Below are 26,627 nucleotides of genomic sequence, written 5' to 3'. Positions count from 1 at the left end.
CTGGCCACGGCCGTCAAACCGGCGCCGCAGGACGCGGCGTCGGACGCGGCGCGCCGGCAGCTGGACCTGTTCGGGCAGGAAGCGCCCGCACCGGCCGCCACGCCCCACACGGCCAACCTGCTGCGCACGCCGGAGACGGCCAGCCCACCCGTGCGTACCGGCGCGCCGCCATGGACGCCACCTGTCACCATCACCCCCGCCGCACCACCCACCGCCATCCCCGTCCGGCCGTCCGCGCCGCCAACCACCGAACTGCCCCCCAAGCGCCAGCTGCTGGTCGGCCAGTTCGTGCTCGAATACACGCTGCGCCGCTCCACCCGCCGCTCGATCGGCTTCATGATCGACGACGACGGCCTGCGCGTGACGGCGCCCAAGCGCGTCAGCATCACGGAGATCGACAACGCCATCCGCACCAAGCAGCACTGGATACTGAGCAAGCTGCACGAACGGCGCGAACGGCGCGCGGCGCGGCTGGAAAAGCCGCCCATCGAATGGGTCGATGGCGCCCAGCTGCCCTACCTGGGCGGCGACATCACGCTGCGCCTGCTGGTGGGAGGACGTAACCGCAGCGCGTACAACCCGGCTACGCGCGAGCTGTCCATGGTGCTGATCCCCGGCGCCACGGAGCTGCTGCTCAAGGAACGGGTGAAGGCGTGGATGCAGCAGGAAGCCAGGCTGCTGTTCGAGCAGCGGCTGGACCTGTATGCGGCCCGGCTGGGCGTGCGCTACCACTCGTTCGCGCTGTCCTCGGCCGGCACGCGCTGGGGCTCGTGCACGGTGGAGCGCAAGATACGGCTGAACTGGAAGCTGATCCACTTCTCGCTGCCGCTGATCGACTACGTGGTGGCGCACGAACTGTCGCACCTGCTGGAAATGAACCACAGCGCGCGCTTCTGGAACACGGTGGGCCTGATCTACCCGGAATACGAGGAAGCGCGCAACCTGCTGCGCAGGCGCGCGCAGGAATTGCCGGTATTATTTACCTGACACGCCCGAGGTGAGCGCCGGCAGCAAAGCCAGCGTGCGGGCCGTGGCGCCGCGGTGCTGGTTGGCGAAAGCCTGCGCACGGGCGCCCATGGCGGCGCGCGCGGCGCCGTCGCCCAGCAGATGGGCCGCCTGTGCCATCAGCTCGGCGGCGTCGGCCACCCGCAGCGCGCCGCCGGCGGCCAGCGCGTCTTCCGTCACCAGCGCGAAGTTGAAGGTGTGGGGGCCGATCAGCACCGGCTTGCCCAGCGCGGCCGGCTCGATCAGGTTCTGGCCGCCCAGCGGCAGCAGGCTGCCGCCCACGAAAGCGCAATCGCAGGCCGCGTAATAGGCGAACATTTCACCCATCGAGTCGCCCAGCAGTACGTCCACCTGGGCCGGCAGCGCGGGGCCGCCGTTCAATTGCAGGCCGCTGCGGCGTTGTACGTGCAGGCCGCGCTCGGCGACCAGCTTTGCCACTTCATCGAAGCGCTGCGGGTGGCGCGGCACCAGCAACAGCAGCACATCCGCCGGCAGCGCGGCGCGCGCCTGCCGGAACGCATCGAGAATCAGCACTTCCTCGCCCTCGCGCGTGCTGGCGCACAGCAGCACGGGTCGCGCGCCGATGTGGGCGCGCAGGGCGGCGCCCGTGTCCAGCGCCGCCTGCGGCACCACCACGTCGAACTTGATGCTGCCCGTGACGGCCACGTTGGCCACGCCCAGCGCACGCACGCGCGCCGCGTCGGCCCCGGTCTGCGCCGCCACCAGCGAAATGCCGCGCGCCGCGTCCACCAGCAAACTGCCAAAGCGCGATGCCTTGCGCAGCGACCGTTCCGACAGGCGGGCATTGGCCAGCACCACCGGCACCTGCGCGCGCACGCACTGGCCGATCAGGTTGGGCCACACTTCCGTCTCCATCAGGATGCAGATGCGGGGCTGGAAATGGCGGATGAAGCGGCGCACCATGCCGGCCGTGTCGTACGGCAGGTAGGATTGCACCAGCCGCGCGCCATGTTTGGCGAACAGCGCCTTGCCGGTGGCGCGGCCCGTCGGCGTCATGTGGGTCAGCACGATGCGGCTGTTGGGATACTGGGCCAGCAGCGCGTCAACCAGCGGTTCGGCGGCGCGCGTTTCACCGACCGAGACGGCGTGCACCCAGATCGACAGCGGCGCCTTCTCTCGATCGGCGCCATAGAAGCCCAGCCGCTCACCCCAGTGCTGGCGGTAACCCGGTTCCTTGCGGCCCCGCAGCCACAGGCGCAGCAGCACCAGCGGCAGCGCCAGCGCCCACATCACGGAGTAGAAGATGCGCATGGTCAGGCCAGCAGCGTGCGGGCGGCGGCCAGCACTTCGGCCACGGAGGGCGGCGCGCCACGGTCGCCCAGGTTGATGATCTTGGGCGACCAGTTGCCCTCGGTCTTCCAGCGCGGCGAGTCGGCGTAGATTTCCACCGTCGGCACCGTGAAGGCGGCGGCGATGTGGGTCAGGCCCGTATCGACACCGATGGCCAGCGCCGCATGACGCGCCAGCAGCGTGGCGTCGGCCATCGACAGCCGGGGCAGCACGCGCGCGTTGGGCAGGTTGGCGGCCAGGTGTTCGGCTTCCGCCTTTTCCTTGTCCGAGCCCCACGGCAGCAGGATGGGCATGGGCGCCAATTGCCGGCCCAGTTCTATCCAGTTTTGCGGCGCCCATTTCTTGGCGTCGCGCGCGGTGCCGTGGAAGTAGACGGCGTAGGGCGTGGCCGGCATCCAGTCCGGCCGAGGCTCGTCCGGCGAGACGGCCGGCAGGCCGAAATCGGCCGGCGTATCGACCGGGTAGCCAAGCGCGGCGCCGGCCACGATGCGGCCACGGGCCACGGCATGGGTGCGCGGATCGGTGGGGATGCTGTCGGTATGGAACCAGCGCGAGATGCCCTCATAGCCCGAGCCTTCGCTGCCGTTGGCCAGCCCCACCTTGTGGCCGCCTTTGACGATGCGCGCGGCGCCCATGATGATGCCCGTCTTGAGCAAACCCTGGGTGTCAAATACGTAGTCGTACTGCTGCTGGCGCAAGGTGCGGAAGAAGGCGCGGATCTCGGCCCGCGTTTCGGGCTTGCCCAGGCTCTTGCGCCAGCGCCGCAGCGCGAACGGGATGATGGTGCGCACGCGGGCGTTGAGCCGCACCAGGCTCACATAGCCCTCCTCCACCACCCAGTCGATATTGGCGTGCGGGTAGTGGCGCGCGATGTCGGCCACCATCGGCAGGTTGTGCAGCACGTCGCCCAGCGACGAGACGCGCACCAGCAGGATGTTGAGCGGCCGCTTGCCGCCCGCTTGCGCGCCCACCATGTCAGAACGGCAGGACCGCGTCCGGCTTGGCGGCCAGGATCACGCGCTTGAACTGGCCCTGGATGCGCACCAGCGCGTCCGGGGTCTCGGCCTCGAAGCGCATCACGATCACCGGCGTGGTGTTGGACGAGCGGGCCAGGCCGAAGCCGTCCGCGTATTCCACCCGCAGGCCGTCGATGGTGATGATCTGCTCGTGGCCGGGGAACTCGGCGTCGCTGCGCAGCTTGTCCATCAGCGCCACGTTCTCGCCTTCCTTCAGTTCCAGGTGCAGTTCCGGCGTGCTGTCGGACTGCGGCAGGGAATTCAGCAGGGCCGACGGATCAGCTTCGCGGGTCAGGATTTCCAGCAGGCGCGCGCCGGCGTACAGGCCGTCGTCGAAACCGTACCAGCGGTCCTTGAAGAAGATGTGGCCGCTCATTTCGCCGCCCAGCGGGGCGCCCGTCTCGCGCAGCTTGGCTTTCACCAGCGAGTGGCCCGTCTTGTACATCAGCGGCTGGCCGCCGCTCCTGGTGATGTACGGCGCCAGGTGGCGCGTGCACTTGACGTCGAACAGGATCTGCTGGCCCGGATGGCGGGTCAGCACGTCGGCCGCGAACAACATCATCTGGCGGTCCGGATAAATGATCTGGCCATCCTTGGTGACCACGCCCAGGCGGTCGCCGTCGCCGTCGAAGGCCAGGCCGATCTCGGCGTCCGTCTCCTGCAGGCAGCGGATCAGGTCCTGCAGGTTTTCCGGGTGGGCCGGGTCGGGATGGTGGTTGGGGAAGTTGCCGTCCACGTCGCAGAACAGTTCGATCACTTCGCAGCCCATGCCGCGATACAGGTCGCCCGCGAACGCGCCGGCCACGCCGTTGCCGCAATCGACGGCGATCTTGATCGGGCGCGCCAGCTTGACGTCGCCGATGATGCGCTCCAGGTAGGCGGCGCGGATATCGTGGGTGCGGTAGCTGCCCGGCGTGGCGGCGCTGGAACCGTCATGGTCGACGATGCGCTGGTACAGCGAAGTGATGGCCTCGCCGTGGATGGCCTCGCCGGCCAGCACCATCTTGAAGCCGTTGTAGTCGGGCGGATTGTGGCTGCCGGTGACCATGATGCCCGAACGCGCGTCCAGCGCATGGGTGCCGAAGTACACCATGGGGGTGGCCACCACGCCCAGGTCGATCACGTCCACGCCCGCCGCCTGCAGCCCTTGGGCCAGCGCGGCCGCCAGTTCCGGGCCGGACAGGCGGCCATCGCGGCCGATCACCACCGTGCGCTCGCCCTTGGCCAGCGCGGCCTGGCCGAACGCCTGGCCGATCTGGCGGGCCACCCCCGCATCCAGGGTTTTACCGATGATGCCGCGGATATCGTAAGCTTTGAAAATCGTTTTTGACAGGGAAACCATAGTGTGTATGAGCGTGGTTAGTGGGGGCTGCAAGGCCGACATGATACCGCAGCCGGGGCCTGGACTAGTGCTTCTTATGGCGGATCATCCAGCGCGGCGCCCTGAAGCGGACAATGCGCACATACAGCCAGACATAACTGGTGATGAACAGCAGGCAGAACACCATCAGCACCCAGGTGTAGCGCCAGAAGATCGTGGCCGGCACCACGGCCATCAGCGAGAACAGCCACAGGTAAGGCGAGGTGAGGGAATTGCGGCGCATCAGGGCGCGCGCCTCCTTGCGCCCCACGGCCCATTGCACGATGCGGCGGAAGATCAGGCTGTGCAGATGGATGCCATCGGGCATGGTGGGCGACTTGCCCCGCACGAACAGGCGGCGGTAGGCGGAAAACAGGGTTTCGAACGCGGGGTAGATCAGCAGCAGGGCCGCGTACCAGGTCGATACCTGGGGATTGCGCATCACCAGCAGCAAGGCCAGCTCCCCCAGCATGAAGCCGATGAAATAAGCGCCGCCGTCACCGAGGAAAATCAGGCCGACCGGGTAGTTCCACACCAGGAAACCGGCCGTGGCGCCGGCCACCATCAGCGCCGCCACCAGCACGAACATGTCGTTGACCTGCAGCGCCACGTAACCGAGCGAGAGCAGCATGCAGATGCACACCACGCTGGCCAGGCCGTTGAAGCCGTCGATGATGTTGACGGCGTTGGCGATGCCGGCCACGGCCAGTATCGTCAGCGGCAAGGTCAGCCACATCCAGGGCAAGGGCCAGGCGGCAAAATAGGCCCAGTCGATACGGTCGATACGGGCGTCGAGCAGGAAATAGCCCATCAGGGCGGCCGCCATGGTCAGCACCAGGCGGCGCGCGGCGCTCACCTTGCCCGTGTAATCCTCGGCGATGCCGCCGGCGAAGGCCACGGCCGAGCAACCGAGCAGGGCCAGCAGCCAGTTGCCCAGGATGGGCACGCGCCAGATGGAAATGCAGGAACTGAGCGCCACCGCCACGAAGATAGGCAAGCCGCCGATGCGCGCCACCGTATGCACGTGCACCTTCTGCACGCCATCGAAATCAGTATCGAGGGCCGGCCCGTGCAAGCGGGCTTCTTTAATGACCAGCAGAGTCAACAGCGTGGACGCGATGAAACTCAGTAAAAAGGAAAACATCTATTTTTTTTATCTGTACGAAAATTTCGGGCGCCGCCGAACCTGCGCCACCCAGCGCAACGGGGCCTCGCGCCCGGCGATCGGCCTGTTATCAGCACGTTAATGGGCGATTGTACCGGATTAGCAAGCCCAGCCGGCATTCCGGCCCGTGACGGCCGCCGCCGGGCCGCCGCGGACCTGGGCTAGGCGGCCATTACTGTTGCAGGCACAGCCGCAACGCTTCCTGCCATTGCGGCAGGCGGCAATGGGCCATCAGGCGCGCCGACGAGAGCACGGAATGGGCCGGGCGCCGGGCCGGCACCGGATATTCCGCGCTGGAGATGGGCAGCACACGGCACTCGATGCCGGCCGTGTCCAGGATGGCGCGGGTGAAATCGTACCAGGTGGTCTGGCCCTGGCTGCTCAGGTGGTAGATGCCGCCGTGCTGCTGCCACCACGGGCCATCGGGGGCACCAGCCTGGGCCAGCACCAGGGCCGTCGTGTCGGCAATGGTACGACTCCACGTGGGGGCGCCGTGCTGGTCGCTCACCACGCGCAGCTCGTCGCGCTCGCGTCCCAGGCGCAGCATGGTCAGCAGGAAGTTCTTGCCGCGCATGCCATACACCCAGCTGGTGCGAAAGATCAGGTGGGGGATGCCGGCCGCCGCGATGGCTTGCTCGCCGGCCAGCTTGCTGGCGCCGTACACATTGAGCGGGCCGGTGGCGTCGCCCTCCACGCGCGGCGACGGATCGCTGCCATCGAACACGTAGTCGGTCGAATAGTGGACCATGGCCGCGCCCAGCCGCTTCGCTTCCTCGGCCATCAGGCCCGGCGCTTCGGCGTTGATGCGGTAGGCCAGCGCCGGCTCGCTCTCGGCCTTGTCCACGGCCGTGTAGGCGGCCGGATTGACGATCAGATCGGGCCGCACGGCCCGGATCACGCTACGCACCTGGTCCAGGTCGGCCAGATCCATGCGGGCGCGGTCGACGGCCACCACTTCGCCTATGCCCTGCAGGCTGCGTTCCAGTTCGTAGCCGACCTGGCCCGTGCTTCCCGTCAGCAGGATCTTCATGGGTACACTTCCGCATCGGCCAGCAGCTTGCCAGCCTGGTCCTTGCCCGACAGCAGCGGCGCCCCCTCCAGCGGCCACGTGATGCCGATGGCCGGATCGTTCCACAGGATGCTGCGCTCGTATTCCGGCGCCCAGTAGTCGGTGGTCTTGTAGAGGAATTCGGCGGCCTCGCTGGTCACCACGAAGCCATGCGCGAAACCGGCCGGTATCCACAACTGGCGCTTGTTCTCGGCCGACAGTTCCAGCCCGTACCACTGGCCGAAAGTGGGCGAGCTCTTGCGCAAGTCCACGGCCACGTCGAACACGGCGCCGGCCGTCACGCGCACCAGCTTGCCCTGGGCTTGCTGGATCTGGTAATGCAGGCCGCGCAGCACGTTGCGGGCCGAACGGGAATGGTTATCCTGCACGAACGGGGCCGTCACGCCCGTCAGCTCGGCAAAGCGGCGCGCGTTGAAACTTTCAAAGAAAAAACCGCGGTCATCGCCGAACACGCGCGGCTCCAGCACCAGCAATCCCTCCAGCGGGGTGGTCATGACATTCATCGTGGGATCACCTTGTCTTCAAGAATTTGCAGCAGATACTGGCCGTACTGGTTTTTCTTCAGCGGCTCGGCCAGGCGGCGCAGCTGGGCCGCGTCGATATAGCCCTTGCGGTAAGCGATCTCCTCCGGGCATGCCACTTTCAAGCCCTGGCGCCGTTCGATGGTGGCGATGAACTGCGACGCGTCGAGCAGCGATTCATGGGTGCCCGTGTCGAGCCAGGCCATGCCGCGCCCCATCACTTCCACGTTGAGCTGGCCCGCGTCCAGGTAGGCCCGGTTCACGTCCGTGATTTCCAGCTCGCCGCGCGCGGACGGCTTGATCTTGGCCGCGATGTCGCACACCTGGCGGTCGTAGAAATACAGGCCCGTGACGGCGTAGTTGGACTTCGGTTGCAGCGGCTTTTCTTCGATGCTGACGGCGCGCCGCTCGCCATCGAACTCCACCACGCCATAACGTTCGGGATCGGTGACGTGGTAGGCGAACACGGTGGCGCCCTCGCTGCGGCTGGCTGCGTGGCGCAGCAGCGCGTCCAGGTCGTTGCCGTAGTAGATGTTATCGCCCAGGATCAGGGCCGACGGCGCGTCGCCGACGAATTCCTTGCCGATGATGAACGCCTGCGCCAGCCCGTCCGGCGATGGCTGCACCGCGTATTGCAGGCGGATGCCCCACTGGCTGCCGTCGCCCAGCAAGTCCTGGAAACGGGGCGTGTCCTGCGGCGTGGAGATGATGAGGATGTCGCGCATGCCGGCCAGCATCAGCGTGGTCAGCGGATGGTAGATCATCGGCTTGTCGTAGATGGGCAGCAGCTGCTTCGAGACGCTCATCGTCACCGGATAGAGCCGGGTGCCGGAGCCGCCAGCCAGGATGATGCCTTTGCGGTCGTGGATGGGATCGCTCATTGGACGCTCTCACGGTTGAAGTAATTGGTTGCCACCCAGCTCGCGTAGCTGCCCGATTGCACGTCGGCCACCCAGTCCTGGTGATCGAGATACCATTGCACGGTCTTGGCGATGCCGCTCTGGAAGGTCTCGGCCGGCTTCCAGCCCAGCTCGCGCTCGAGCTTGCGCGCGTCGATGGCGTAGCGGCGGTCGTGGCCGGGGCGGTCCTTGACGTAGGTGATCTGGGTCCGGTAGCTGCCCCCGTCCGCGCGCGGCTTGAGGCGGTCCAGCATGTCGCACAGCGTATGGACCACGTCCAGGTTGGTCATCTCGTTCCAGCCGCCCACGTTGTAGGTCTCGCCCAGGCGGCCGGCCGCCAGCACGCGGCGGATGGCGGCGCAGTGGTCGCTCACATACAGCCAGTCGCGCACCTGCAGGCCATCGCCGTAGATGGGCAAGGGCTTGCCGGCCTGGGCGTTGGCGATGATCAGCGGGATCAGCTTTTCCGGGAAATGGTAGGGGCCGTAGTTGTTGGAGCAGTTGGTGGTCAGCGTCGGCAAGCCATAGGTATGGTGGTAGGAACGCACCAGGTGGTCGGACGCGGCCTTGGAGGCGGAATACGGGCTGTTGGGCGCGTAGGCCGTGGTCTCGCTGAACGGCGCATCGTCCGGGCCCAGCGTGCCGTACACCTCGTCGGTGGACACGTGCAGGAAGCGGAACGCCGCCTTCTGCTCCCCTTCCAGGGCGCCCCAGTAGGCGCGGGCCGCTTCGAGCAGGCTGAAGGTGCCGTTGATGTTGGTCTGGATGAAGGCGCCGGGGCCGTGGATGGAACGGTCCACGTGCGACTCGGCCGCGAAATGCACGATGGCGCGCGGCCGGTACTGTTGCAGCAGCGCTTCCACCTGGGCCTGGTCGCAGATGTCGCCGCGCACGAACACGTGGCGGCTGTCTTGCTTGAGCGAGGCCAGGTTGTTGAGGTTGCCCGCGTAGGTCAGCTTGTCATAATTGAGGACGGGCTCATCCGATTGCGCCAGCCAGTCCAGTACGAAGTTTGAGCCGATGAAGCCGGCACCGCCTGTCACAAATATCATCGGGTTGTTATCCTGTGCTGAGCACCACATTAGTCATGAGCATGATTTTATGTGAAACTCGGGGGTCACCGGGCAAAATTTACAGGCCCGCCGCTAGATAGCAGCATAGTTGAACCCGCCCTACAACGATCAGCAAAACACCACCATGAAAACCTATGTCATCGGCGATTTACAAGGCTGCCACGAACAGACCGTGGCCCTGCTGGCGCGCATCGCCAGCCGCGAAGCGGACGCGGCCGAATCGCCGTCCATCCTGTTCGCGGGCGACCTGATCAATCGCGGCCCCGACTCGCTGGCCACGCTGCGCCACGTGAAAGCCCTGTGCGAGGCCAGCGATGGCCGCGTCAACAGCGTGCTGGGCAACCACGACCTGCATTTGCTGGCCGTGGCCCACGGCATCCGCCCCGAGCACGACAGCGACACGCTGGCCCCTATCCTCTGCGCGCCCGACCGCGAGGAACTGATCGACTGGCTACGCCGCCGGCCGCTGATGCTGCGGGCCGAAGGCCACCTGCTGGTGCACGCGGGCTTGCTGCCGCAATGGAGCGCGGCACAGGCGCTGGCGCTGGCCGATGAAGTGGCCGCCATGCTGCGCGGCCCCGACCTGCCCGCCTTCCTGGCGCACATGTACGGCAACCAGCCGGAGCGCTGGGACGACGGTCTGCGCGGCGCCGACCGCCTGCGCTGCGTGATCAACGCCATGACGCGGCTGCGTTTCTGCACGGCCGACGGGGTGATGGATTTCAAGCTCAAGGAAAGCGGCACGGCCGATCCGGGCTCGGGCCTGATGCCGTGGTTCGAGGTGCCGGGCCGGCGCAGCGCCGACCACACGGTCGTATTCGGCCACTGGTCCGCGCTGGGTCTGCTGCGCCGGCCCCATTTGATCGGCCTCGACAGTGGCTGCGTGTGGGGCGGCCAGCTCACGGCCATCTGCCTGGACGACCACGCCGTGCTGCAGGAAGACTGCCCATGCTACCAGCAGCACGGCGGCCTCAAAAAATCGGGGACGTAACACCATTTTCCCATGCAGAAAAACCGGGGTACGTCCCCGATTTGTTCGTGCGGAAAAACCGTGTTACGTCCCTGATTTTTCCTGGGTGAAGGGGACGGTGGGAATGCCCAGCGCGCTGGCGACGGCCTGGTGGGCCACTTCGGCCAGCTCGCGCCGGTGCGCGCCCACGCTGGCCAGCGCCGGCAGCGCATGCACGCGCGCATGCACACGCGTGCCCTTGAGGATGGCGATCATGCTTTCCACAAAACTCATCTCGCCGACGAAATCGACGGCAGGATGGGCGCCGCCCTCCCCGTCCACGTAGGACAGCGCGAACGGTTGCACCTGCACCCCGGCGTCGATGGCCGCCTCGAACAGGTTGGCGTGGAACGGCAGCAGCGTGCCCTGGGCCGCCGTGGTCCCTTCGGGGAAGAAGGCGACGCGCTCGCCGGCCTGCAGGTTGTGCACCAGGCCCTTGAAGATGTGGCGCAGGTCGCGCCGGTTGCCGCGCGCGATGAACACGGTGCCGGCCTGGTGCGCCAGCCAGCCGGCCAGCGGCCAGGAGCGGATCTCGGCCTTGGCCACGAAACGGCACGGATACAGGGCGTTGATGACGAAGATATCGAGCCAGGACACGTGGTTGGCCACCACCATCGCATGGGCCAGCACGGGCGCGCCATCGGCCGCCAGTTCCACCGTCACATTGCACATGGCCAGCAATTCGCGCGACCAGCGCCGGATATGGCCGTTACGGGCCGCGCCACCTATCCACGGAAAGACCAGCGCGCACGTCGCCATGCCGGCCAGCATATGAAGCACCACCCGCACCAGGCGGAACACTAGCAAGATTTTCAAATCACACCGCATCATCAAAAGGCGCGGAGTCCAAGCTCCGCAGGAATGCGGATTTTACCGGGATGTGCAGCTTGCCGCCGAAAAACATCGTACGGCGCGCGTGCGACGCAACAGCCGGCCGGTCCGCGCCGTCGCAGGCTTGGTGACTTTATTTATTTTGCATGACTTATTAGCAATTAATCGTATTACAATATTGATACGGAAACCAGCGCCATCCGCACGACGGCGGCCGCGCCATGCCCCTCCTCTTCAACTTGCCAAAGACCGCCAAGACTATGATGACCTCATGCAAAATCGCCTGTGCCGGCGCCCTCCTGACCCTGTGCGGCGCCGCCGCCGCGGCCGACGTGGCTGGCCAGATCCGCTACCAGAACCTGGGCCTGGCCAATGCCGTTGACCTGGCCGACGCCAGCGCCGCGGCCGCCGACAGCCACGCCATCTGGCTGGACACCAACGCCTTCCCGTCGCGCGCGCCACAGGCTGGCTACGGCACCTACATGAATGTGACGGCCGGCGCCGACGAGCACGGCGAGCTGCTGAGCAATGCCGGACTGCGTGCCGGCGGCCAGGCCATCGCCACCAGCGTATGGCACGACACGGTCATCAACCACGGCGCCGCCAGCCAGAGCTATGCCTTCCACTTCGCGCTGGCCAACGGCCAGCTGGAAGTGGGCGGTTGGAGCGGCGACCTGAGCACGCGCGACTACCGGGCCACGTTCTCAGCCGAGGTACTGGTCAATGGGGTGTCTGTCTGGCGCACCGAGCGCGGTCTGGCGCAGGACGGCGCCGGCTTCCACCAAAGCGCCAGCGGCGCCGACATCGGCGCCGGCAATTACACCAACACGGGCAGCATCGGCACTTACACCCTCGATGCCTACAACGGCACGCTGAACCTGGGCCAGGTGGGCGCCGGCCAGGCGCTCGACGTGCGCTATGTGCTCACCAGCCAGTCGTACTGGAACGATCCCGATGGCTGCGCCTATGAGTGCGGCGGCGTCCAGGCCACCGTGTCCGACCCGCTGGGTTACAGTGGCGCTGCGCGCATCACGTCCGCTGTACCGGAGCCGGAAACCTACGCCATGCTGCTGGGCGGACTGGGGCTGCTGGGCTGGGCCGCGCGTCGCAAGCGGGCCTGAGCGGGTACGCGGGCCTGGCCGGGCCCGGCCCTGGAAACAAAAACGCCGGCTTGCAAGCCGGCGTTCTTACTCACAATATTGGGGTACGTCCCCAATTTTGTCAGCGCGCCCCGCCACGCTGGTAAGCCACATGGCCGGCCACGATGGTGGCCTGCACCTGTCCGGCCAGTTCGTAGCCGAGGAAGGGCGTGTGCTTGCCCTGGCTGGCCAGCGCATTGGCGTTCACGGTCCAGCGCGCCGTCGGGTCGAACAGGCACAGGTCGGCCGCGCTGCCCACGCTCAGGGTACCGCAGTCCAGGCCGGCCACGCGGGCCGCGTCGGCCGTCACCTTGGCCACGGCCCGCGCCAGCGGACGCACGCCGCCGTCGGGCTGGCCGGCCGCGTAGTCGTCGGCCCACTTGATGGCCAGCGACAGCAGCAGTTCCAGGCCCGTGGCGCCAGGCGACGCTTCGCCGAACGGCAGCAGCTTTTCATCGTCATCGACCGGCGTGTGGTCCGAGCACAGGGCATCGATGGTGCCGTCAAACAGGCCGGCGCGGATCGCGTCGCGGTCGCGCTGGCTGCGGAATGGCGGCGTGACGCGCGCATTGGGGTCGAAGAAGCCGATGTCGGCGTCCGTCAGGTGCGCGTGGTGGGCGCCCACGTCGCAGGTGACGGGCAAGCCTTCGCGCTTGGCGGCGCGGATCAGTTCCAGGCCGGCGGCCGAGGAGATGCGGCACAGGTGCACGCGGGCGCCCGTAGCGCGCATCAGTTCGAAGATCGTATGCAGGGCGATGGTCTCGGCCATCACGGGCACGCCCGACAAGCCCAGGCGCGACGCCAGCGGGCCGCTGGCGGCGATGCCGCCGCGGCCGATGTGGGCGTCCTGCGGCCGCAGCCACACGGTGTAGCCGAAGGTCTTGGCGTACTGCAGCGCGCGCAGCAGCACGTTGGTGTCGAGGATGGTTTCCTCGGCCTGCGAGAAACCGATGCAGCCCGATTCCGTCAGCTCGGCCATCTCGGTCAGCGCTTCGCCTTTCAGGCCCACCGTCAACGCGCCCAGCGGGTGCACGTGGGCCTGGTTCAGGGTCTTGGCGCGGTGCTTGAGCATTTCCACCAGGCCCGGCTCATCGAGCACGGGGTCGGTGTCGGGCGGGCACACCAGACTGGTGACGCCGCCCTGCATGGCCGCCTGCAGTTCCGATGCCAGCGTGGCCTTGTATTCGTAGCCCGGTTCGCGCAAGCGGGCCGACAGGTCCACCAGGCCGGGCGCCACCACCAGGCCGGTGGCGTCGATGGTGCGCTCGGCCACGAAGCCGTCCGGCGCTTTGCCCACCGCCACCACCTTGCCGGCGGCGATGTACAGGTCGTTGATGGCGTCGATGCCGTTGGCCGGGTCGATCAGGTGGCCGTTCTTGATATGTAATTTCATGCTTGGGTTCCTGCCAAAATGCTCATCACTGCCATCCGTACCGCGATCCCGAACGTCACCTGCGGCAGGATCACCGCCTGCGGGCCGTCGGCCACGGCCGAGTCGATCTCCACCCCGCGGTTCATGGGACCGGGGTGCATGACGATGGCGTCCGGCTTGGCCAGCGCCAGCCGCTCCGGCGTCAGGCCGTAGCTCTTGAAGTATTCCTGGGCCGACGGCAGCAGCGCCCCGCTCATGCGCTCGTTCTGCAGGCGCAGCATGATGATCACGTCCACGCCCTTCAAGCCTTCCTCCATGTTGGTGAAGGTGCGCACGCCCATCTGCTCCAGGCCACCGGGCAGCAGCGTGTGCGGGCCGATGGCGCGCACTTCGGGCACGCCCAGCGTGGTCAGGGCGTGGATGTCGGACCGGGCCACGCGGCTGTGCAGGATGTCGCCCACGATGGCCACCGTCAGGTTGGTGAAGTCCTGCTTGTAGTGGCGGATGGTGTACATGTCCAGCAAGCCCTGGGTCGGGTGCGCGTGGCGGCCGTCGCCGGCGTTCACCACGTGCACGTGCGGCTGGCGCGTGTCGATCAGGTGCTTGGCGATCAGGTAGGGCGCGCCCGATTGCGCGTGGCGCACCACGAACATGTCGGCGTGCATGGCCGACAGGTTGTCGATGGTGTCGAGCAAGGACTCGCCCTTGCTGGTCGAGGAAGCCTGGATGTTCAGGTTGATCACGTCGGCCGACAGGCGCTTGGAGGCGATCTCGAAGGTGGTGCGGGTGCGCGTGGAGTTTTCAAAGAACAGGTTGAAAACGGATTTGCCGCGCATCAGCGGCACCTTCTTGACGTCGCGGTCGGAGATGCCGACGAAGGAGGAGGCCGTGTCCAGGATGTGGTTGATGATGGACTTGGGCAAGCCCTCGATCGTCAACAGGTGCTGGAGTTCGCCGTGTTTATTCAGTTGCGGATTAAGCATGGTCGTCATCTATGGTTAGCGTAAATTGTCCGTCGGCGGCGCGCTGCAGCACCAGCGCCTGCTGCGCTTCCAGCGTGACGGTGGTGGCCACGAAGTCGGCCGCCACCGGCAGCTGGCGCCCGCCACGGTCGGCCAGCGCGGCCAGCATGACGCGCGCCGGGCGGCCGTAGTCGAACAGTTCATTGATGGCCGCGCGCGTGGTGCGGCCGGTGTACAGCACATCGTCCACCAGGAGGATGGTGGCGCCGTCCACGTCGAACGGGATCTGGGTCGATTTGACGCCCACGTGCAAGCCCTTCTTGGCGTAGTCGTCGCGGTAGAACGAGACGTCGACGAAACCGAGGCGGGCAGACAGCCCCAGGTCGGCGGCCAGCCGTTCGGCCAGCCAGGCGCCGCCCGAATAGATGCCGACGATGGCCGGATCGGTGGCGCCGGCCAGGCCGGTTTTCACTTGCTGCAGCAAGCTGGCGTACAGCGCTTCCGCATCGAGCTGCGGGGTGTTGGAGGTAGGTGGCATGGTGGTCACAGTGCGTCGAAATATTGTTGCAGGATGATGGCGGCGGCGCGGTCGTCGATCACTTCGCCCCGTTTCGCGACGATCACGGCCGACGAATAGCGCTCATCGACCAGCTCCACGGGCAGGTTGAAGCGCCCGTGCAGCTGATTGGCGAAACGGCGGCAGCGCGCCGTCATCTCGTGTTCGGTGCCGTCCGGATGGCTGGGCAAGCCCACCACCAGACGCGCCGGCGTCCATTCCGCGATCAGCGCGCCGATGGCGGCGAAGCGGGCCGCGTTGTCGAGCGCGCTGATCACTTTTAAAGGCTGGGCCTGGCTTATCATGGTGTTCCCCATGGCCACGCCGATGCGTTTGATGCCGAAATCGAAAGCGAGGATGGTGACCGCACTCACAGCACCGGCCCCGCCATGGCGACGGTGGCGCGGCGCGCGTCACGCATGGCCGGCCTCGGAGGTGAGCATCAGCGGGTCGATGCCGAGCAGCTTCATGGCCGCCGTGTAGCGTTCCTCGATGGGCAGGTCGAACAGGATGTGGGCGTCCGCGCCCACGGTCAGCCAGCCGTTGCGGCTGATTTCCTCCTCCAGCTGGCCGGGACTCCAGCCCGCGTAGCCGATCGACACCAGCATGCGCTGCGGGCCGGTGCCGGCCGCCACCGCTTCCAGCACGTCGATCGAGGTGGTGAAGGCCACTTCGTCCGTCACCGTCAGCGACGACGAGTAGCGCGCGCCGGGCGTGTGCAGCACGAAGCCGCGGTCGTCCTGCACCGGGCCGCCAAACATGATGGGCTCATCGACATGGGCGCCGGGGCTGTCCTCGAGCTTGAGGTCGATGCGCTCGAACAGCACCTGCATCGTCATGTCGGTGGGCTTGTTGATGACCACGCCCAGCACGCCGTTCTCGTTGTGCTCGCACACATAGACGACGGTGCCGCCGAAGATGGGATCTTCCATGGCCGGCATCGCGATCAGGAAATGATTCGCCAGGTTCAGTGCGGCGCTGGCGCCGGCCTGGGCCAGCGGATCAGTCGATGCTTGTGTCATGCCGGGCAAAGCCAGAGTCTTGCCAATTTTGCTTTTCTTCATACGCGGTGCTCTCTCTGCTGGGCTGCTTGCTGATCATTCAACGCGGTGTCTTGCTGCCATTTTTCTTGTAAAATTCGCACGGATAGCGCATTTGCCTGCTAAGTCTCAGATAGCGATAGTTTACACTGAATTGCCGCCGCGGCCATGCCTGGCCACTTTCCCCGTGCACGAACTTGATGGTGGACACGAATTTTGACAACCGCCCCACGCCCCGCCCCCCCCATGCCGCCACCGTCCGCCCTGGTCTGGTTCCGCCGCGATTTGCGCAGCTTCGACCACGCCGCCCTGTCCCGCGCACTGCAAGCGCATGCCATCGTGCATTGCGTTTTTGTCTACGATCGCACCATCCTCGACGCCCTGCCCCGCAGCGACCGCCGCGTCGATTTCATCCACGCCAGCGTGGCCGAACTGGCGGCCGAGCTGGAGCGGCTGGGCGGCCACCTGACAGCACTGCACGGCGACCCGGCCGTGGTGATTCCGCAACTGGCGGCCGCGCTGAACGCCACCGACGTCTATTGCAACCACGATTACGAGCCGCAGGCCATCGCCCGCGACGCCACCGTGGCCGCCACGCTGGCTGGCGCCGGCCGGCGCCTGCACAGCTTCAAGGACCAGGTGATCTTCGAGCGCGACGAGGTGCTGTCGCAGGCCGGCACCCCGTTTTCCGTCTACACGCCGTACAAGAACGCCTGGCTCAAGCGCCTGCGCGAGGAACCGGGCGCGCTGGCGCCCTACCCCGTCGACGGGCTGGCGGCGCGGCTGGCGCCGGGCGTGTCGCACCTGCCCACGCTGGCGGCGCTTGGGTTCACGCCCAGCAACCTGGCCACGCTGTCCATCCCCACCGGCATGAGCGGCGCGGCCCGGCTGTTCGACGACTTCCTGCCACGGCTGGCCAACTACGGCGCGGCGCGCGACTTCCCGGCCATCAAGGGGCCGTCGTATCTGTCGCTGCACCTGCGCTTTGGCACGCTGGCTATCCGCCACCTGGTGCGCACGGTGTGGGAGCTGATGGCGCGCGGCGCCGGCGGCGAGGGGGCCGCCGTGTGGCTGGCCGAACTGATCTGGCGCGAGTTCTACGCCATGATCCTGTATCACCACCCGCACGTGATTAGCCACGCCTTCAAGCCGGCCTACGACGCCATTGTGTGGGAAACGGGGCCGCAAGCGGACGCCGCGTTCGAAGCCTGGTGCGCCGGCCACACCGGCTACCCGCTGGTGGACGCGGCCATGGCACAGCTGAACCAGACCGGCTACATGCACAATCGGCTGCGCATGGTGACGGCCTGCTTCCTGATCAAGGACCTGGGCATAGACTGGCGCCGCGGCGAAGCGTACTTCGCGCTGCACCTGAACGACTTCGACCTGGCCTCCAACAATGGCGGCTGGCAGTGGGCATCCTCGTCCGGCTGCGATGCGCAGCCCTACTTCCGCATCTTCAATCCCGTCACGCAATCGGAAAAGTTCGACCCGGCCGGGCGCTTCATCCGGCGCTACCTGCCGCAGCTCGATGCGCTTAACGACAAGGAAATCCACGCGCCGTGGCTGCTGCCGCCCATGCTGCTGGCCCAGAAAGGCATCACGCTCGGGCGCGACTACCCGGCGCCGCTGGTGCGCCACGACGCGGCGCGCGAGCGCACGCTGGCGCGCTACGCCGTCGTGAAGACGCCGGCCGGACGCTGATCGCCAGCGCAAGCACCAGCGCCAGCGCGACCAGCCATCACGATTGCAGCAGGCCGGCGATGGCGTCCAGCAGCACGGGCTCCTGGAACGGTTTGCCGAAGTAGGCGTTCACGCCCAGCTGCAAGGCATAGTTGCGGTGCTTGTCGGCGCTGCGCGAGGTGATCATGATGATGGGGATGGCGCGCGTGCGCTCGTCGCCGCGCACGTTACGGGTCAGGTCGAAGCCGTCCATGCGCGGCATCTCGATATCGACCAGCATCAGGTCCGGCACCTGGCCCTGCAACTGCTCCAGCGCGTCCACGCCATCCTTGGCCAGCATCACGTGGTAGCCTTCGCGCTCCAGCAGGCGCTGGGTCACGCGGCGCACCGTCATTGAATCGTCCACCACCATGATGACTTTTTCCGGCGCCACGGCGGCGGCGCCCACGGCCGGCGCCGCGCGCCGCGCGCGCGCCTCCGGCTGATGCGCCAGGTGCTGCGCCAGCGCCACCGGATTGAGGATCAACACGATCTCGCCGGAACCGAGCACCGTGGCGCCGGCGATGCCAGCCATGCGCGACAGCTGCGGCCCGATGTTCTTGATCACCACCTCGCGGTTGCCCAGCACTTCATCGACCTGCACGGCCAGCCGTTCATTGCCGTTCTTGAGCAGCATCACGGGGCTGGAACGCAGCACGGGCGGCCGCGCCGCCGCCTCGCCCAGCAGCTCGGGCAGGTAGTGCAGCGCCGCCTGCTGGCCCAGCATCGTCACGTGGCCATGGCGGTAGGCTTCGGCCAGCGGGCCTTCCTTCATCTGCAGCACCTGCTCGACCAGGATAGACGGCATGGCATAGGTACGCCCGCCCGCGCCCAGCAGCACCACCTGGGTCACGGCCAGCGTCAATGGCAGGCGGATCGTGAAGCGGGCGCCCTTGCCCCGCTCGCTCTCCGTGTCGACCCGGCCGCCCAGCGCCTGGGCTTCGGAACGCACAATGTCCATGCCCACGCCGCGCCCGGCCAGTTCGGTCAGCGCATCGGCCGTCGAGAAGCCCGGCTCGAAGATCAGTTCCATGGCCTGGGCGTCGCTGACATCCTCGTCCTCGCCCAGCAAGCCGTTGCTGCGGGCCTTGGCGCGGATGCGCGCCAGGTCCAGCCCGGCGCCGTCGTCCGAGAAGGCGATCACCACTTCATTGCCTTCCTGCGTCACCTGCACCAGCAATTCGCCCGTTTCGTTCTTGCCGGCGGCGGCGCGCGCGGCGCGCGCTTCCACGCCGTGGGCGATGGCGTTGCGCAGCAAGTGTTCGAACGGTGCGACCATGCGTTCCAGCACGCTGCGGTCGATCTCCACCGCGCCACCCCGGATGTCGAGGTTGACGCGCTTGTCCACTTCCTTGGCGCTCTGGCGCGCCACCCGGAACAGGCGCTCGGAGATGCTGGCGAAAGGCACCATGCGCACCCGCATCAGGTCGCGCTGCAAGTCGCGCGTCTGGCGCGCCTGCTGGCTCAAGTCGTCGCTGGCGTTGTCCACGCTGCGGGTCAGGCTGTCGTGGAACGAGGCCACGTCGTTGACGCTTTCGGCCATCATGCGCGTCAGCTCCTGCAGGCGCGTGAAGCGGTCGAATTCCAGCGGATCGAATTCGCGCTCGCTGGAGATCGACATGCGCGAGGCAATCTGCGACTCGGCCTGCATCTCCACCTCGCGCAACTGGCGCCGCAGGCGGGTGAGGTTTTCAGAAAAATCGAACAGCGAGGAACGCAGCGTACTCACCTCGTTCTCCAGCTTGGAGCGCGAGATCGACACTTCGCCGGCCTGATTGACCAGCCGGTCCAGGATGTCGGCCCGCACCCGCACCAGCGGCGACTTGGCGGCCTGCGCTTCTTCCTCGGCGCCGGTGGCGGCGGTGACGGTGGCCAGGGTGGGCGCCAGTGGCGCGGCGGGCGCCGGGGCGGCCGCTTGCGGGGCTGGCTGCGCCGCTGGCGCGGCCGGAGCTTGCGCCACGCCGGCAGGCTGCGTTGGTACGGCCGGCGCCGCAGCCGCCACGGCCGCCGCTTCCTGCCACGCGGCCGGATTCTGCAACTGCTCGAACAGCAGCAGCGCATGGTCGTAATGCGCCAGCAATTCCTCGAACGCATGGGGCGAGGCCGAACCGGCGTGCACCATGTTCTCGATGTGGGTTTCGATGTCGTGTGCATGCTGGCCCAGGCGCATGGCGCCGGCCATGCGCGCGCTGCCTTTCACCGTGTGCAGCACGCGCAGCAAATGCTTGGCATGGCTGGTGTCGGCCGGCGCATGCTGCCAGGCGCGCAGCGACTGGCCCACCTGCGGCAGCAGGTCGGCGCCCTCCTCCAGGAACACGGGCAGCAGGTCGGGGTCCAGCTCGTCGTGGAACACGGCCGGCGCGGCGGCCAGCAGTTCCGGCTCGGCCGGCGCCAGCGCGATGACGTCCGCTTCCGTTTCCGGTTCCGGTTCGGCCGCTACCGCTTCTTGCACCGCTTCTTGCACCGCTTCTTGCAGCACTTCTTGCACCGCTTCTTGTGCTGCCTCCTGCGCCGGCGTATCGGGCGGTGCAGAGGACAGCAATTCCACTTGCGCTTCGGCCTGGGCTGCCATCGCCATTTCCGCCGCTTGCGCTTCGGCCGCGACACCGGCCAGCGCTTCGGGCGCCAACGCCATCGCGTCCTCGCGCGGCAAGGCCGGCGCGGCGGGCGCCGCTTCCAGCTCTGGCTCGCCCAACTGGGGCGGCGCCATCTGCGTCAACGGTGGCTCGGCGAAGGTGTCGTCGAAGGCGGCGTTGAACAGGTCATCAATATCGTCCGCCTGCGCCTCGTACGTCTTGCGCTTGGGCGGCGCTGCTTCGGCCGCTTCGGGAATGGTGCCGCTCAGTCCATCGTAGGCGTCGCGGAACAGCTGCTCCAGCGCTGGCTGCTGCGTCGGCTCTGCGGGATGGGCCGGGCCACCGGCCCGCGCCGGCGCCGTGACGGCGATGTTATCCAGCGTTTCGGCCAGCAGCGTGTCGAGGCGGGCCTCGATCGCGTCGCTGGCGGCGGGCGGCGTGGCGGCCACCACTTCGCGCAACGCGTGCAGCGCCGCGATCAGTTCCGGCTGCGCGGGCGGCATGTCGCCCTGCGCGAAGCTTTGCAGCATCTGGCGGATGCGTTCGATCGTGAAGTCCAGCAGGTCATGCTGCACCTGGTCCAGGTGGGCGGCCGGCGGCTGCAGCGATTGCAGCGTCATTTCCAGCGCATGGGCCAGTTCGCGCAGCACGGCAAAGCCCACCGTGCCCGAGGTGCCCGTCAGCGTGTGCGCCGCGTGCAGCGCGTCGGGCGAGACGGGGCGGCGCGGCTCGTGGCGCCATTCCCCAAAGTCGCGCGCCAGCAGGCGCACCAGTTCGTCCGTCTCGGCCAGGTAGATGTTGTACAACGGCAGAGGAATATCGAGCCCCCCGATGTGCTTGATGTTGTCGTCCGGCGGCACCAGTGGCGCGGCGACGGTGGGGAACTCGATCACATTGCCGGACACGGACGGACGGCGCGGCGCGGCGACGGCCTCGCTGGCCCGCCTGGCCTCCTCCTGCGCCGCGGCCGCCGCCGCAGCGGCGGCCTGATTCGCTTCCGCCTCGGCCAGGGCGGCGGCCTGGATGGCCGCTGCGGCCGCCGCATCGGCCGCTTGTGCCGCCGCCGCTTCCGCCGCTTCATCCTCGCGCACTTCCGCCGCGTGCGCAGGCGATGCCTGGATGGCGGCCGCCTGCTGCTGCGCCGCCGTGTCGTCGGCCAGTTCGGCCGCTTCGATCTGCTCCGCCAGCCCGGCCTCTTCCGCCGCGGCGGCAAATTCCAGCGCCTCCATCGAATCGTCCGCGCGCGCGGCGCGGGCCTGCGCGTCATCCGCGCCGGCCGCTTCAACCGCTTCCACCGCTGCAATCGCGCCCATCGCTTCGGCCGCCTGCGGCGCCTGCGGTGCTTCGTGCGCGGCGGGTACTGCTTGTGGCGCGGCAGCCACCGGCTCCGGCTCGCCCCCCTCGCGCAAGCGGTCGGCGGCCGCGATCAGCGCTTCGCCGCCAGCGGCGGGCATGGCGCCGCCGGCCAGCTGTTCGACCCACGCGCCCAGTTCGCGCGCGGCCCGCTCCAGCAATGCGAACAAGGGCTCGGTGGCCGGACGCAGCTCGGCCAGCCACACGTTCATCACCTTCTCGATGCTGTGCGCGGCATCGGCGAAACGGTTCAGGCCCACCATGCGGCCACTGCCCTTGAGCGTGTGGAAGCAGCGCCGCAGCATGGTCAGGTTGTCCAGGGTGCCCGCTTCGGCGCGCGGCAGCGCCAGTGTGGTGTCCACGAACTGCAGCACTTCCTGCGCTTCGGCGATGAAGATCTCCAGCAGTTCCGCCTCCACGGCCGCTTCGCTTGGCGGCGGCGCTTCGGCCACCGGCAACGGCGGCGGGGCCGGCGGCGGCATCGCCTCGTCGAGCACGGGGATGGATTCGGCCGCCGCCATCTTGCGGAACGGGACGGCGCGGAAGGCGCCATGGTCGGCGTCGAAGGCGAAACGTTCGCGCGCGCCGGCCGGGTTCTGGGCCAGCATGTCGACGAAGAAGCCCAGCGCGCCCACATTCTGGGCGATGTCGTCGAGCGCCTTCGGTTCCTGGGCCGGATCGCCAGTGCCATCGGCCAGCGCGGCGATAGCGTGCTGCACGTGGCCGGCCGCCTCCATCGCGTCGTCCTGGTCGAGGATGGACAGGGCGCCGTGCAGCTGGTGCATCACACCCACCAGCTCCTTGAGCGTGGGGCGCCTGGACGGATCGACGTAGTAATCGTCGAGCACCTTTTCCACCTGGCGCAGGCCGGTCTTCATTTCCATCGCCAGCGCCACCACCGTGTCGTCCTGCTGCATCTGGCGCGCCACGCCGTCCTGCCACTGGGCCGGGGCGGGCGGCTGCTGTCCTGACACCAGCGCCTGCAGGCGCGCGGCGATGGTGTCGGCGTGGGCCGCGAACTCGCCCGTCAGGTGGCGGATTTGCTGCAAGCCGTGTTCGGCGAACAGCAGCGCCGTCGTGATCTCCAGCGCCAGTTCCTCGCTGCGCCCGGCCGTCACGGCCTTGGCGGCCACCTCGGCCAGCTGGCGCAGCAGCACGCCCAGCGCGGGCAGGTTCAGGGCCGGGCATTCGTCGGCCGCCTGGGTCAAGGCGCGGCCGAAGGCGGCGTCCAGCGCCGGATCGAGTTCCGCGCTGGCCAGCCGGTCCCAGCATCCCTTGGCCTGCGCCATGGCGGCCTTGGCCCGCTCCAGCGCGGGGGCGTCGACCTGGCCGTAGCGCGGCGTTTCGTAATCGGGCGGCACCAGGCCGTCGAGCATGAAGATGCGGCGCAGGCGCTGCGCCAGCTGCGGCGCGCTGGCCGCGTCCTGGGCGGCGATGAAGAACAGGGCGTCGCGCAGCATGGCTTCCGGCTGCGCCAGCTCGCCCTGGCTCAGGCGGCGGATCTGCAGGTTGATCAGGCCAAACAGCTGCTTGACGGGCAGGCCGCCGGCCAGCAGGCCGTCGGCCACCAGTTCCGCGAAGCTTTGCATGGCCAGCCAGAAGGCCCGCGCGCGCGCATCGTGCTGGGCGTCGGCCACCAGCGCCACCGTGTCACGCAGGGCGGCCGCGTGTTCGCGCTGGGCCGCCGGGTCGGCGCTTTTCATGTAGGCCAGCAGCGCCTTCTCGTAGCGCTGGCGCCAGGCCGGGTAGTCGGCCGGCGGCACGGTGGCCGCCAGCGGCATGGCCGGCTGGTGCGACAGGTCGGGGAAAAACAGGTCGGCCGGGTGGACGCGCTCGGCGCCCACCATGCGCAGCAGGTCGCGGTAGTACGGATACAGCCGCAGCGGCTGCGACGGCGCCCCTTCCAGCAGCTCCTCCAGGTATTCCACCAGCGCCTGGTACAGCCGCGCCACCGCCTCCACGTGGTCCGTGCTGCATTTGAGGCTGCCGTCCTTGAAGCGCTCCAGCACCACCTCGGCCAGCGCCGTCAGGCGCGCCACGCCGTCCACGTCCACCATCTGCAGCGCGCCGTGCGCCTGGTGCAGATGGGACTTGGCGTGCTGCAGCTGGATCGCCTGGTCTTCCGCCTCGCGTCCGCCCGCCTCGAACAGGGCGGTGCGGGAACGGGCCAGCGCCTCGCGGATTTCCACCATGACCCAGGACAGGGGACCGGTGTCCAGTTGCGCCGTCGCCGGGTGCGGAAGATCAGTCATGCTCATATTGCCTTGGCCTTTCTCTGGAGCGCGCCCGCGTCAATGCGAGATGCGGAAGCGCGACACCGAATTTTTCAGTTCCTGCGCCAGCACCGACAGCTTGTGAATCGATTGCGCCGTCTGCTGGGTGCCGTCCTGGGTCTGCTCCGTCACGGCCAGGATGTGCTGGATGTTCTGCGCCACGCCGGCGGCCGACGTGGCCTGCTGGCCGGTGGCCTGGGAGATGTCGGAAATCAGTTCGGCCAGCCGGTTCGACACTTGCGAGATGTCGTTCAGCGCGGCGCCGGCCGCGTCGGACAGGCGCGCGCCCTCCACCACGCCCTGGGTCGATTTTTCCATCGCCGCCACGGCGTCGTGGGTGTCGGTCTGGATGGTGCGCACCAGCGCGCCGATCTGCTTGGCCGCCTCGGCCGAGCGCTCGGCCAGCCGTTGCACCTCCTCGGCCACCACCGAGAAGCCGCGCCCGGCCTCACCGGCCGACGCGGCCTGGATGGCCGCGTTCAGCGCCAGCACGTTGGTCTGTTCCGTGATGTCCGAGATCAGCTCCGTGATCTCGCCGATCTCCTGCGACGATTCGCCCAGCCGCTTGATGCGCTTGGACGTTTCCTGGATCTGCTCGCGGATCTCGTGCATGCCCTTGATGGCGTTCTCCACGGCCGTGGAACCCTGGCGGGCCGCCGCCACGGACTGGCGCGCCACGTCGGCCGATTCGCTGGCCGAGCGGGACACGTCGGTGATCTCGTGCGCCATCTTGACGACGGTGGCGCTGGCGTCCTGGATCTCGCGCGACTGCTGCTGCGATGCCAGCAGCAGGTCGCTGGAAATGGTCTGGGCGTGGGTGGAAGCGCGCGTGACCTGCTCGGCGGTGGTGGTGACGCGGCCCACCAGCCCGCGCAGTTCCTCCACCGTGTAGTTGACGGAATCGGCGATGGCGCCCGTGATGTCCTCCGACACGGTGGCCTGCACCGTCAGGTCGCCATCGGCCACTTCCTGCAGCTCGTTCATCAGGCGCAAGATGGCGGCCTGGTTCTGGTCGTTCATGGCCTTGGCCTCCTCCTCCTTGCGCTGGGCCTGCTGGCGCATGGCTTCGGCCTCCTGGCGCCGGCGGTCGGCGCCGCGGGTGCGGTTGTAGGAATCCTGCAGCAGCACGCGGCCGATGGCCGCCGCCGACAACAGCGTGCACAGGCCGCCGGCCACCATCAGCCAGAACACCAGGTCCAGCGCCTCCTGGTCGCCACGGTAGGCTTGCTGCAGCGCCACCAGGCGCTGGCGCAGACCTTCGTTGTCGTTGAAGATCAGCTGTTCGGCGCTCTTGGCGGCCGTGAACTTGTCGAGCCGGTCCAGGATGGCGCCCACCAGCTTCTGGAACGCGTTGAACTGGGTTTGCAGGGCCAGCACCTTGTCGCGCAATTCCCCTTCGCGCGCGGCCGGCAAGCCCAGCGCGGCGCTGCCGTTCAGCAAGCCATCGAGCGTGCTGCGGAACACGGTGCTGTCGCGCCCCAGCTGGAACGCCGTCTCCGAACTGATGCCGCCGGCCGTCATGAATTCGCTCACGCCACGGCTCATGCGCTGGCTCAGCATGGCCAGCTTGCCGATGGCGGCCAGCTCCCTGGCGCTGCCGCCATGCTGCTCCTTGAAGCTGGAGATATCCTCGGCCTTGGCCAGCAGTTCCGGGGCCATGGCGTTAATGGCGTGCAGGGTCTGGTCCACGCCACTGAGGTCGGCCTTCATCCGCAGGATGGTGCCGGCCGCCTTGTCCGATGCGGCCCACTGCTTGCGCGCGGCCGCCACCAGCGGTTCCAGGCCAGAGCGGGTGGCGCCGATGTCGCGGCCCTGGTAGCTGCCGCCATCCTGCATCAGGGAGAAATCACGGTTGAGCTCATTGCGGCTCTGGTCGAGCTGGCGGAATGCCTCGGCGCTGCCCTGCACGGCGTTGGGCGCGGCCTTGCCGATGCGCTGCGAGTGCATCAGGGCGTCGCTGGCCACCTGGGTGCGGGTCGAGCGGCTGGCGCTGTTGATGGTGTTCAGGGCCACGAACAGCACGCTGGCGGCCAGGCTGACGGCCAGCGTGGTGGTCAGGATGCTGAGCTGGCGCTGCGGCGGCAAATGGCCGATCAGGGGCAGCTTGAACGCGCGCCCGCTGTCGGCCGCCGCCGCACTGGCGGCGCCCGTGCCAGCGCCACGGCGGCGCAAGGCGTCGCGCAGGCGCAGCGGCGCGCCCGCGTCGGCCTCGGGGGCGGGCGCGCCGCTTGCGCTCACGCCAAGAAACTGCGAATCGCCGGCGTCGGCGAACTCCGAGTCGGGCGCCAGCTCCTTGCCTGCCGCGGCCTTGTTGCGCCCGAAGATACCCATGTTAAATGCCATACCGCCGTCTCCCGATTGCCGAAGTGTGCTGC

General features: G+C 68.1%; 20 protein-coding genes. 4 read left to right on the top strand and 16 right to left on the bottom strand.

The annotated features are described in order from the left end of the window. On the top strand, window positions 1–987 hold the full coding sequence (locus H3H36_RS20130) for a M48 family metallopeptidase (RefSeq protein ID WP_229220015.1): 987 nt from the start codon (window positions 1–3) through the stop codon (window positions 985–987). Here H3H36_RS20130 and waaA read toward each other — a convergent pair. From waaA to rfbB, 8 genes are all read right to left on the bottom strand, one after another. Continuing rightward, window positions 976–2,277, bottom strand: coding sequence for a lipid IV(A) 3-deoxy-D-manno-octulosonic acid transferase (waaA, locus tag H3H36_RS20125; RefSeq protein ID WP_182219871.1), 1,302 nt, complete (start codon window positions 2,275–2,277; stop codon window positions 976–978). The genes H3H36_RS20130 and waaA overlap by 12 nt on opposite strands. 2 nt (window positions 2,278–2,279) lie before the next feature. Further along, window positions 2,280–3,290 carry a lipopolysaccharide heptosyltransferase I gene (waaC, locus tag H3H36_RS20120; RefSeq protein ID WP_220459809.1) on the bottom strand — a complete coding sequence of 337 codons (1,011 nt, stop codon included), beginning with the start codon at window positions 3,288–3,290 and terminating at the stop codon, window positions 2,280–2,282. Between the two features lies 1 nt (window position 3,291). Then, the gene (locus H3H36_RS20115) at window positions 3,292–4,674 is read right to left on the bottom strand and encodes a phosphomannomutase/phosphoglucomutase (protein WP_182219870.1); all 1,383 of its coding nucleotides are present in this window, start codon (window positions 4,672–4,674) and stop codon (window positions 3,292–3,294) included. A gap of 64 nt (window positions 4,675–4,738) precedes the next feature. Next, the gene (locus H3H36_RS20110; RefSeq protein WP_182219869.1) at window positions 4,739–5,836 is read right to left on the bottom strand and encodes a glycosyltransferase family 4 protein; all 1,098 of its coding nucleotides are present in this window, start codon (window positions 5,834–5,836) and stop codon (window positions 4,739–4,741) included. Window positions 5,837–6,029: 193 nt separating this feature from the next. Continuing rightward, window positions 6,030–6,887, bottom strand: a complete 858-nt coding sequence (gene rfbD, locus H3H36_RS20105; RefSeq protein WP_182219868.1) for a dTDP-4-dehydrorhamnose reductase — start codon at window positions 6,885–6,887, stop codon at window positions 6,030–6,032. Then, window positions 6,884–7,429 (bottom strand): dTDP-4-dehydrorhamnose 3,5-epimerase, encoded by a 546-nt coding sequence (rfbC, locus tag H3H36_RS20100; protein WP_182219867.1) that lies wholly within the window; start codon window positions 7,427–7,429, stop codon window positions 6,884–6,886. The genes rfbD and rfbC overlap by 4 nt, the downstream gene beginning before the upstream one ends. Beyond that, the gene (gene rfbA, locus H3H36_RS20095; protein ID WP_182219866.1) at window positions 7,426–8,328 is read right to left on the bottom strand and encodes a glucose-1-phosphate thymidylyltransferase RfbA; all 903 of its coding nucleotides are present in this window, start codon (window positions 8,326–8,328) and stop codon (window positions 7,426–7,428) included. Before rfbA ends, rfbC begins: the two co-directional genes overlap by 4 nt. Beyond that, the gene (gene rfbB, locus H3H36_RS20090) at window positions 8,325–9,398 is read right to left on the bottom strand and encodes a dTDP-glucose 4,6-dehydratase (protein WP_182219865.1); all 1,074 of its coding nucleotides are present in this window, start codon (window positions 9,396–9,398) and stop codon (window positions 8,325–8,327) included. Before rfbB ends, rfbA begins: the two co-directional genes overlap by 4 nt. Window positions 9,399–9,543: 145 nt before the next feature. Here rfbB and H3H36_RS20085 point away from each other — a divergent pair, with 145 nt between their 5' ends. Further along, window positions 9,544–10,410, top strand: coding sequence for a symmetrical bis(5'-nucleosyl)-tetraphosphatase (locus H3H36_RS20085; protein ID WP_182219864.1), 867 nt, complete (start codon window positions 9,544–9,546; stop codon window positions 10,408–10,410). A gap of 63 nt (window positions 10,411–10,473) precedes the next feature. On the opposite strand, the gene H3H36_RS20080 is transcribed toward H3H36_RS20085, so the two are convergent. Continuing rightward, window positions 10,474–11,244 carry a lysophospholipid acyltransferase family protein gene (locus H3H36_RS20080; protein ID WP_229220011.1) on the bottom strand — a complete coding sequence of 257 codons (771 nt, stop codon included), beginning with the start codon at window positions 11,242–11,244 and terminating at the stop codon, window positions 10,474–10,476. 275 nt (window positions 11,245–11,519) lie between these two features. On the opposite strand from H3H36_RS20080, the gene H3H36_RS27140 reads away from it, so the two are divergent. Then, the gene (locus tag H3H36_RS27140) at window positions 11,520–12,380 is read left to right on the top strand and encodes an FxDxF family PEP-CTERM protein (RefSeq protein ID WP_229220010.1); all 861 of its coding nucleotides are present in this window, start codon (window positions 11,520–11,522) and stop codon (window positions 12,378–12,380) included. Between the two features lie 100 nt (window positions 12,381–12,480). On the opposite strand, the gene H3H36_RS20070 is transcribed toward H3H36_RS27140, so the two are convergent. Genes H3H36_RS20070 through H3H36_RS20050 form a run of 5 tightly spaced genes read right to left on the bottom strand, consistent with a single transcriptional unit; the run spans window position 12,481 to window position 16,310 of the window. Next, the gene (locus tag H3H36_RS20070; RefSeq protein WP_182219863.1) at window positions 12,481–13,791 is read right to left on the bottom strand and encodes a dihydroorotase; all 1,311 of its coding nucleotides are present in this window, start codon (window positions 13,789–13,791) and stop codon (window positions 12,481–12,483) included. After that, complete coding sequence (locus H3H36_RS20065; protein WP_182219930.1) at window positions 13,788–14,753, bottom strand: aspartate carbamoyltransferase catalytic subunit; 966 nt, start codon at window positions 14,751–14,753, stop codon at window positions 13,788–13,790. Before H3H36_RS20065 ends, H3H36_RS20070 begins: the two co-directional genes overlap by 4 nt. Beyond that, window positions 14,746–15,270: a bifunctional pyr operon transcriptional regulator/uracil phosphoribosyltransferase PyrR gene (gene pyrR / locus H3H36_RS20060; RefSeq protein ID WP_182219862.1), complete on the bottom strand. Its 525-nt coding sequence runs from the start codon at window positions 15,268–15,270 to the stop codon at window positions 14,746–14,748. The genes H3H36_RS20065 and pyrR overlap by 8 nt, the downstream gene beginning before the upstream one ends. 5 nt (window positions 15,271–15,275) lie before the next feature. Continuing rightward, complete coding sequence (gene ruvX / locus H3H36_RS20055; RefSeq protein ID WP_182219861.1) at window positions 15,276–15,662, bottom strand: Holliday junction resolvase RuvX; 387 nt, start codon at window positions 15,660–15,662, stop codon at window positions 15,276–15,278. 39 nt (window positions 15,663–15,701) lie between these two features. Then, window positions 15,702–16,310, bottom strand: a complete 609-nt coding sequence (locus tag H3H36_RS20050) for a YqgE/AlgH family protein (RefSeq protein WP_182219860.1) — start codon at window positions 16,308–16,310, stop codon at window positions 15,702–15,704. A gap of 264 nt (window positions 16,311–16,574) precedes the next feature. Here H3H36_RS20050 and H3H36_RS20045 point away from each other — a divergent pair, with 264 nt between their 5' ends. After that, window positions 16,575–18,032 (top strand): cryptochrome/photolyase family protein, encoded by a 1,458-nt coding sequence (locus H3H36_RS20045; protein WP_182219929.1) that lies wholly within the window; start codon window positions 16,575–16,577, stop codon window positions 18,030–18,032. 37 nt (window positions 18,033–18,069) lie between these two features. Here H3H36_RS20045 and H3H36_RS20040 read toward each other — a convergent pair whose 3' ends face one another. Both H3H36_RS20040 and H3H36_RS20030 read right to left on the bottom strand, forming a co-directional pair. Further along, window positions 18,070–24,237, bottom strand: coding sequence for an Hpt domain-containing protein (locus H3H36_RS20040; protein ID WP_375539609.1), 6,168 nt, complete (start codon window positions 24,235–24,237; stop codon window positions 18,070–18,072). A gap of 33 nt (window positions 24,238–24,270) precedes the next feature. Then, window positions 24,271–26,595, bottom strand: coding sequence for a methyl-accepting chemotaxis protein (locus tag H3H36_RS20030; RefSeq protein WP_182219859.1), 2,325 nt, complete (start codon window positions 26,593–26,595; stop codon window positions 24,271–24,273). Between the last annotated feature and the right edge of the window lie 32 nt (window positions 26,596–26,627).

It is taken from the genome of Rugamonas fusca (genome assembly GCF_014042365.1).
Lineage (GTDB): Bacteria > Pseudomonadota > Gammaproteobacteria > Burkholderiales > Burkholderiaceae_D > Rugamonas > Rugamonas fusca.
Note: the sequence above shows the minus strand (reverse complement) of the source record. Positions and strands in the feature narration are given on the sequence as shown.

Bases quoted from the DNA above. Each gene is read 5' to 3' on its own strand.
- waaA (WP_182219871.1), bottom strand. From the start codon at position 2,277: ATGCGCATCTTCTACTCCGTGATGTGGGCGCTGGCGCTGCCGCTGGTG.
- waaC (WP_220459809.1), bottom strand. From the start codon at position 3,290: ATGGTGGGCGCGCAAGCGGGCGGCAAGCGGCCGCTCAACATCCTGCTG.
- H3H36_RS20115 (WP_182219870.1), bottom strand. From the start codon at position 4,674: ATGGTTTCCCTGTCAAAAACGATTTTCAAAGCTTACGATATCCGCGGC.
- H3H36_RS20110 (WP_182219869.1), bottom strand. From the start codon at position 5,836: ATGTTTTCCTTTTTACTGAGTTTCATCGCGTCCACGCTGTTGACTCTG.
- rfbD (WP_182219868.1), bottom strand. From the start codon at position 6,887: ATGAAGATCCTGCTGACGGGAAGCACGGGCCAGGTCGGCTACGAACTG.
- rfbC (WP_182219867.1), bottom strand. From the start codon at position 7,429: ATGAATGTCATGACCACCCCGCTGGAGGGATTGCTGGTGCTGGAGCCG.
- rfbA (WP_182219866.1), bottom strand. From the start codon at position 8,328: ATGAGCGATCCCATCCACGACCGCAAAGGCATCATCCTGGCTGGCGGC.
- rfbB (WP_182219865.1), bottom strand. From the start codon at position 9,398: ATGATATTTGTGACAGGCGGTGCCGGCTTCATCGGCTCAAACTTCGTA.
- H3H36_RS20085 (WP_182219864.1), top strand. From the start codon at position 9,544: ATGAAAACCTATGTCATCGGCGATTTACAAGGCTGCCACGAACAGACC.
- H3H36_RS27140 (WP_229220010.1), top strand. From the start codon at position 11,520: ATGATGACCTCATGCAAAATCGCCTGTGCCGGCGCCCTCCTGACCCTG.
- H3H36_RS20070 (WP_182219863.1), bottom strand. From the start codon at position 13,791: ATGAAATTACATATCAAGAACGGCCACCTGATCGACCCGGCCAACGGC.
- H3H36_RS20065 (WP_182219930.1), bottom strand. From the start codon at position 14,753: ATGCTTAATCCGCAACTGAATAAACACGGCGAACTCCAGCACCTGTTG.
- pyrR (WP_182219862.1), bottom strand. From the start codon at position 15,270: ATGCCACCTACCTCCAACACCCCGCAGCTCGATGCGGAAGCGCTGTAC.
- H3H36_RS20050 (WP_182219860.1), bottom strand. From the start codon at position 16,310: ATGACACAAGCATCGACTGATCCGCTGGCCCAGGCCGGCGCCAGCGCC.
- H3H36_RS20045 (WP_182219929.1), top strand. From the start codon at position 16,575: ATGCCGCCACCGTCCGCCCTGGTCTGGTTCCGCCGCGATTTGCGCAGC.
- H3H36_RS20040 (WP_375539609.1), bottom strand. From the start codon at position 24,237: ATGAGCATGACTGATCTTCCGCACCCGGCGACGGCGCAACTGGACACC.
- H3H36_RS20030 (WP_182219859.1), bottom strand. From the start codon at position 26,595: ATGGCATTTAACATGGGTATCTTCGGGCGCAACAAGGCCGCGGCAGGC.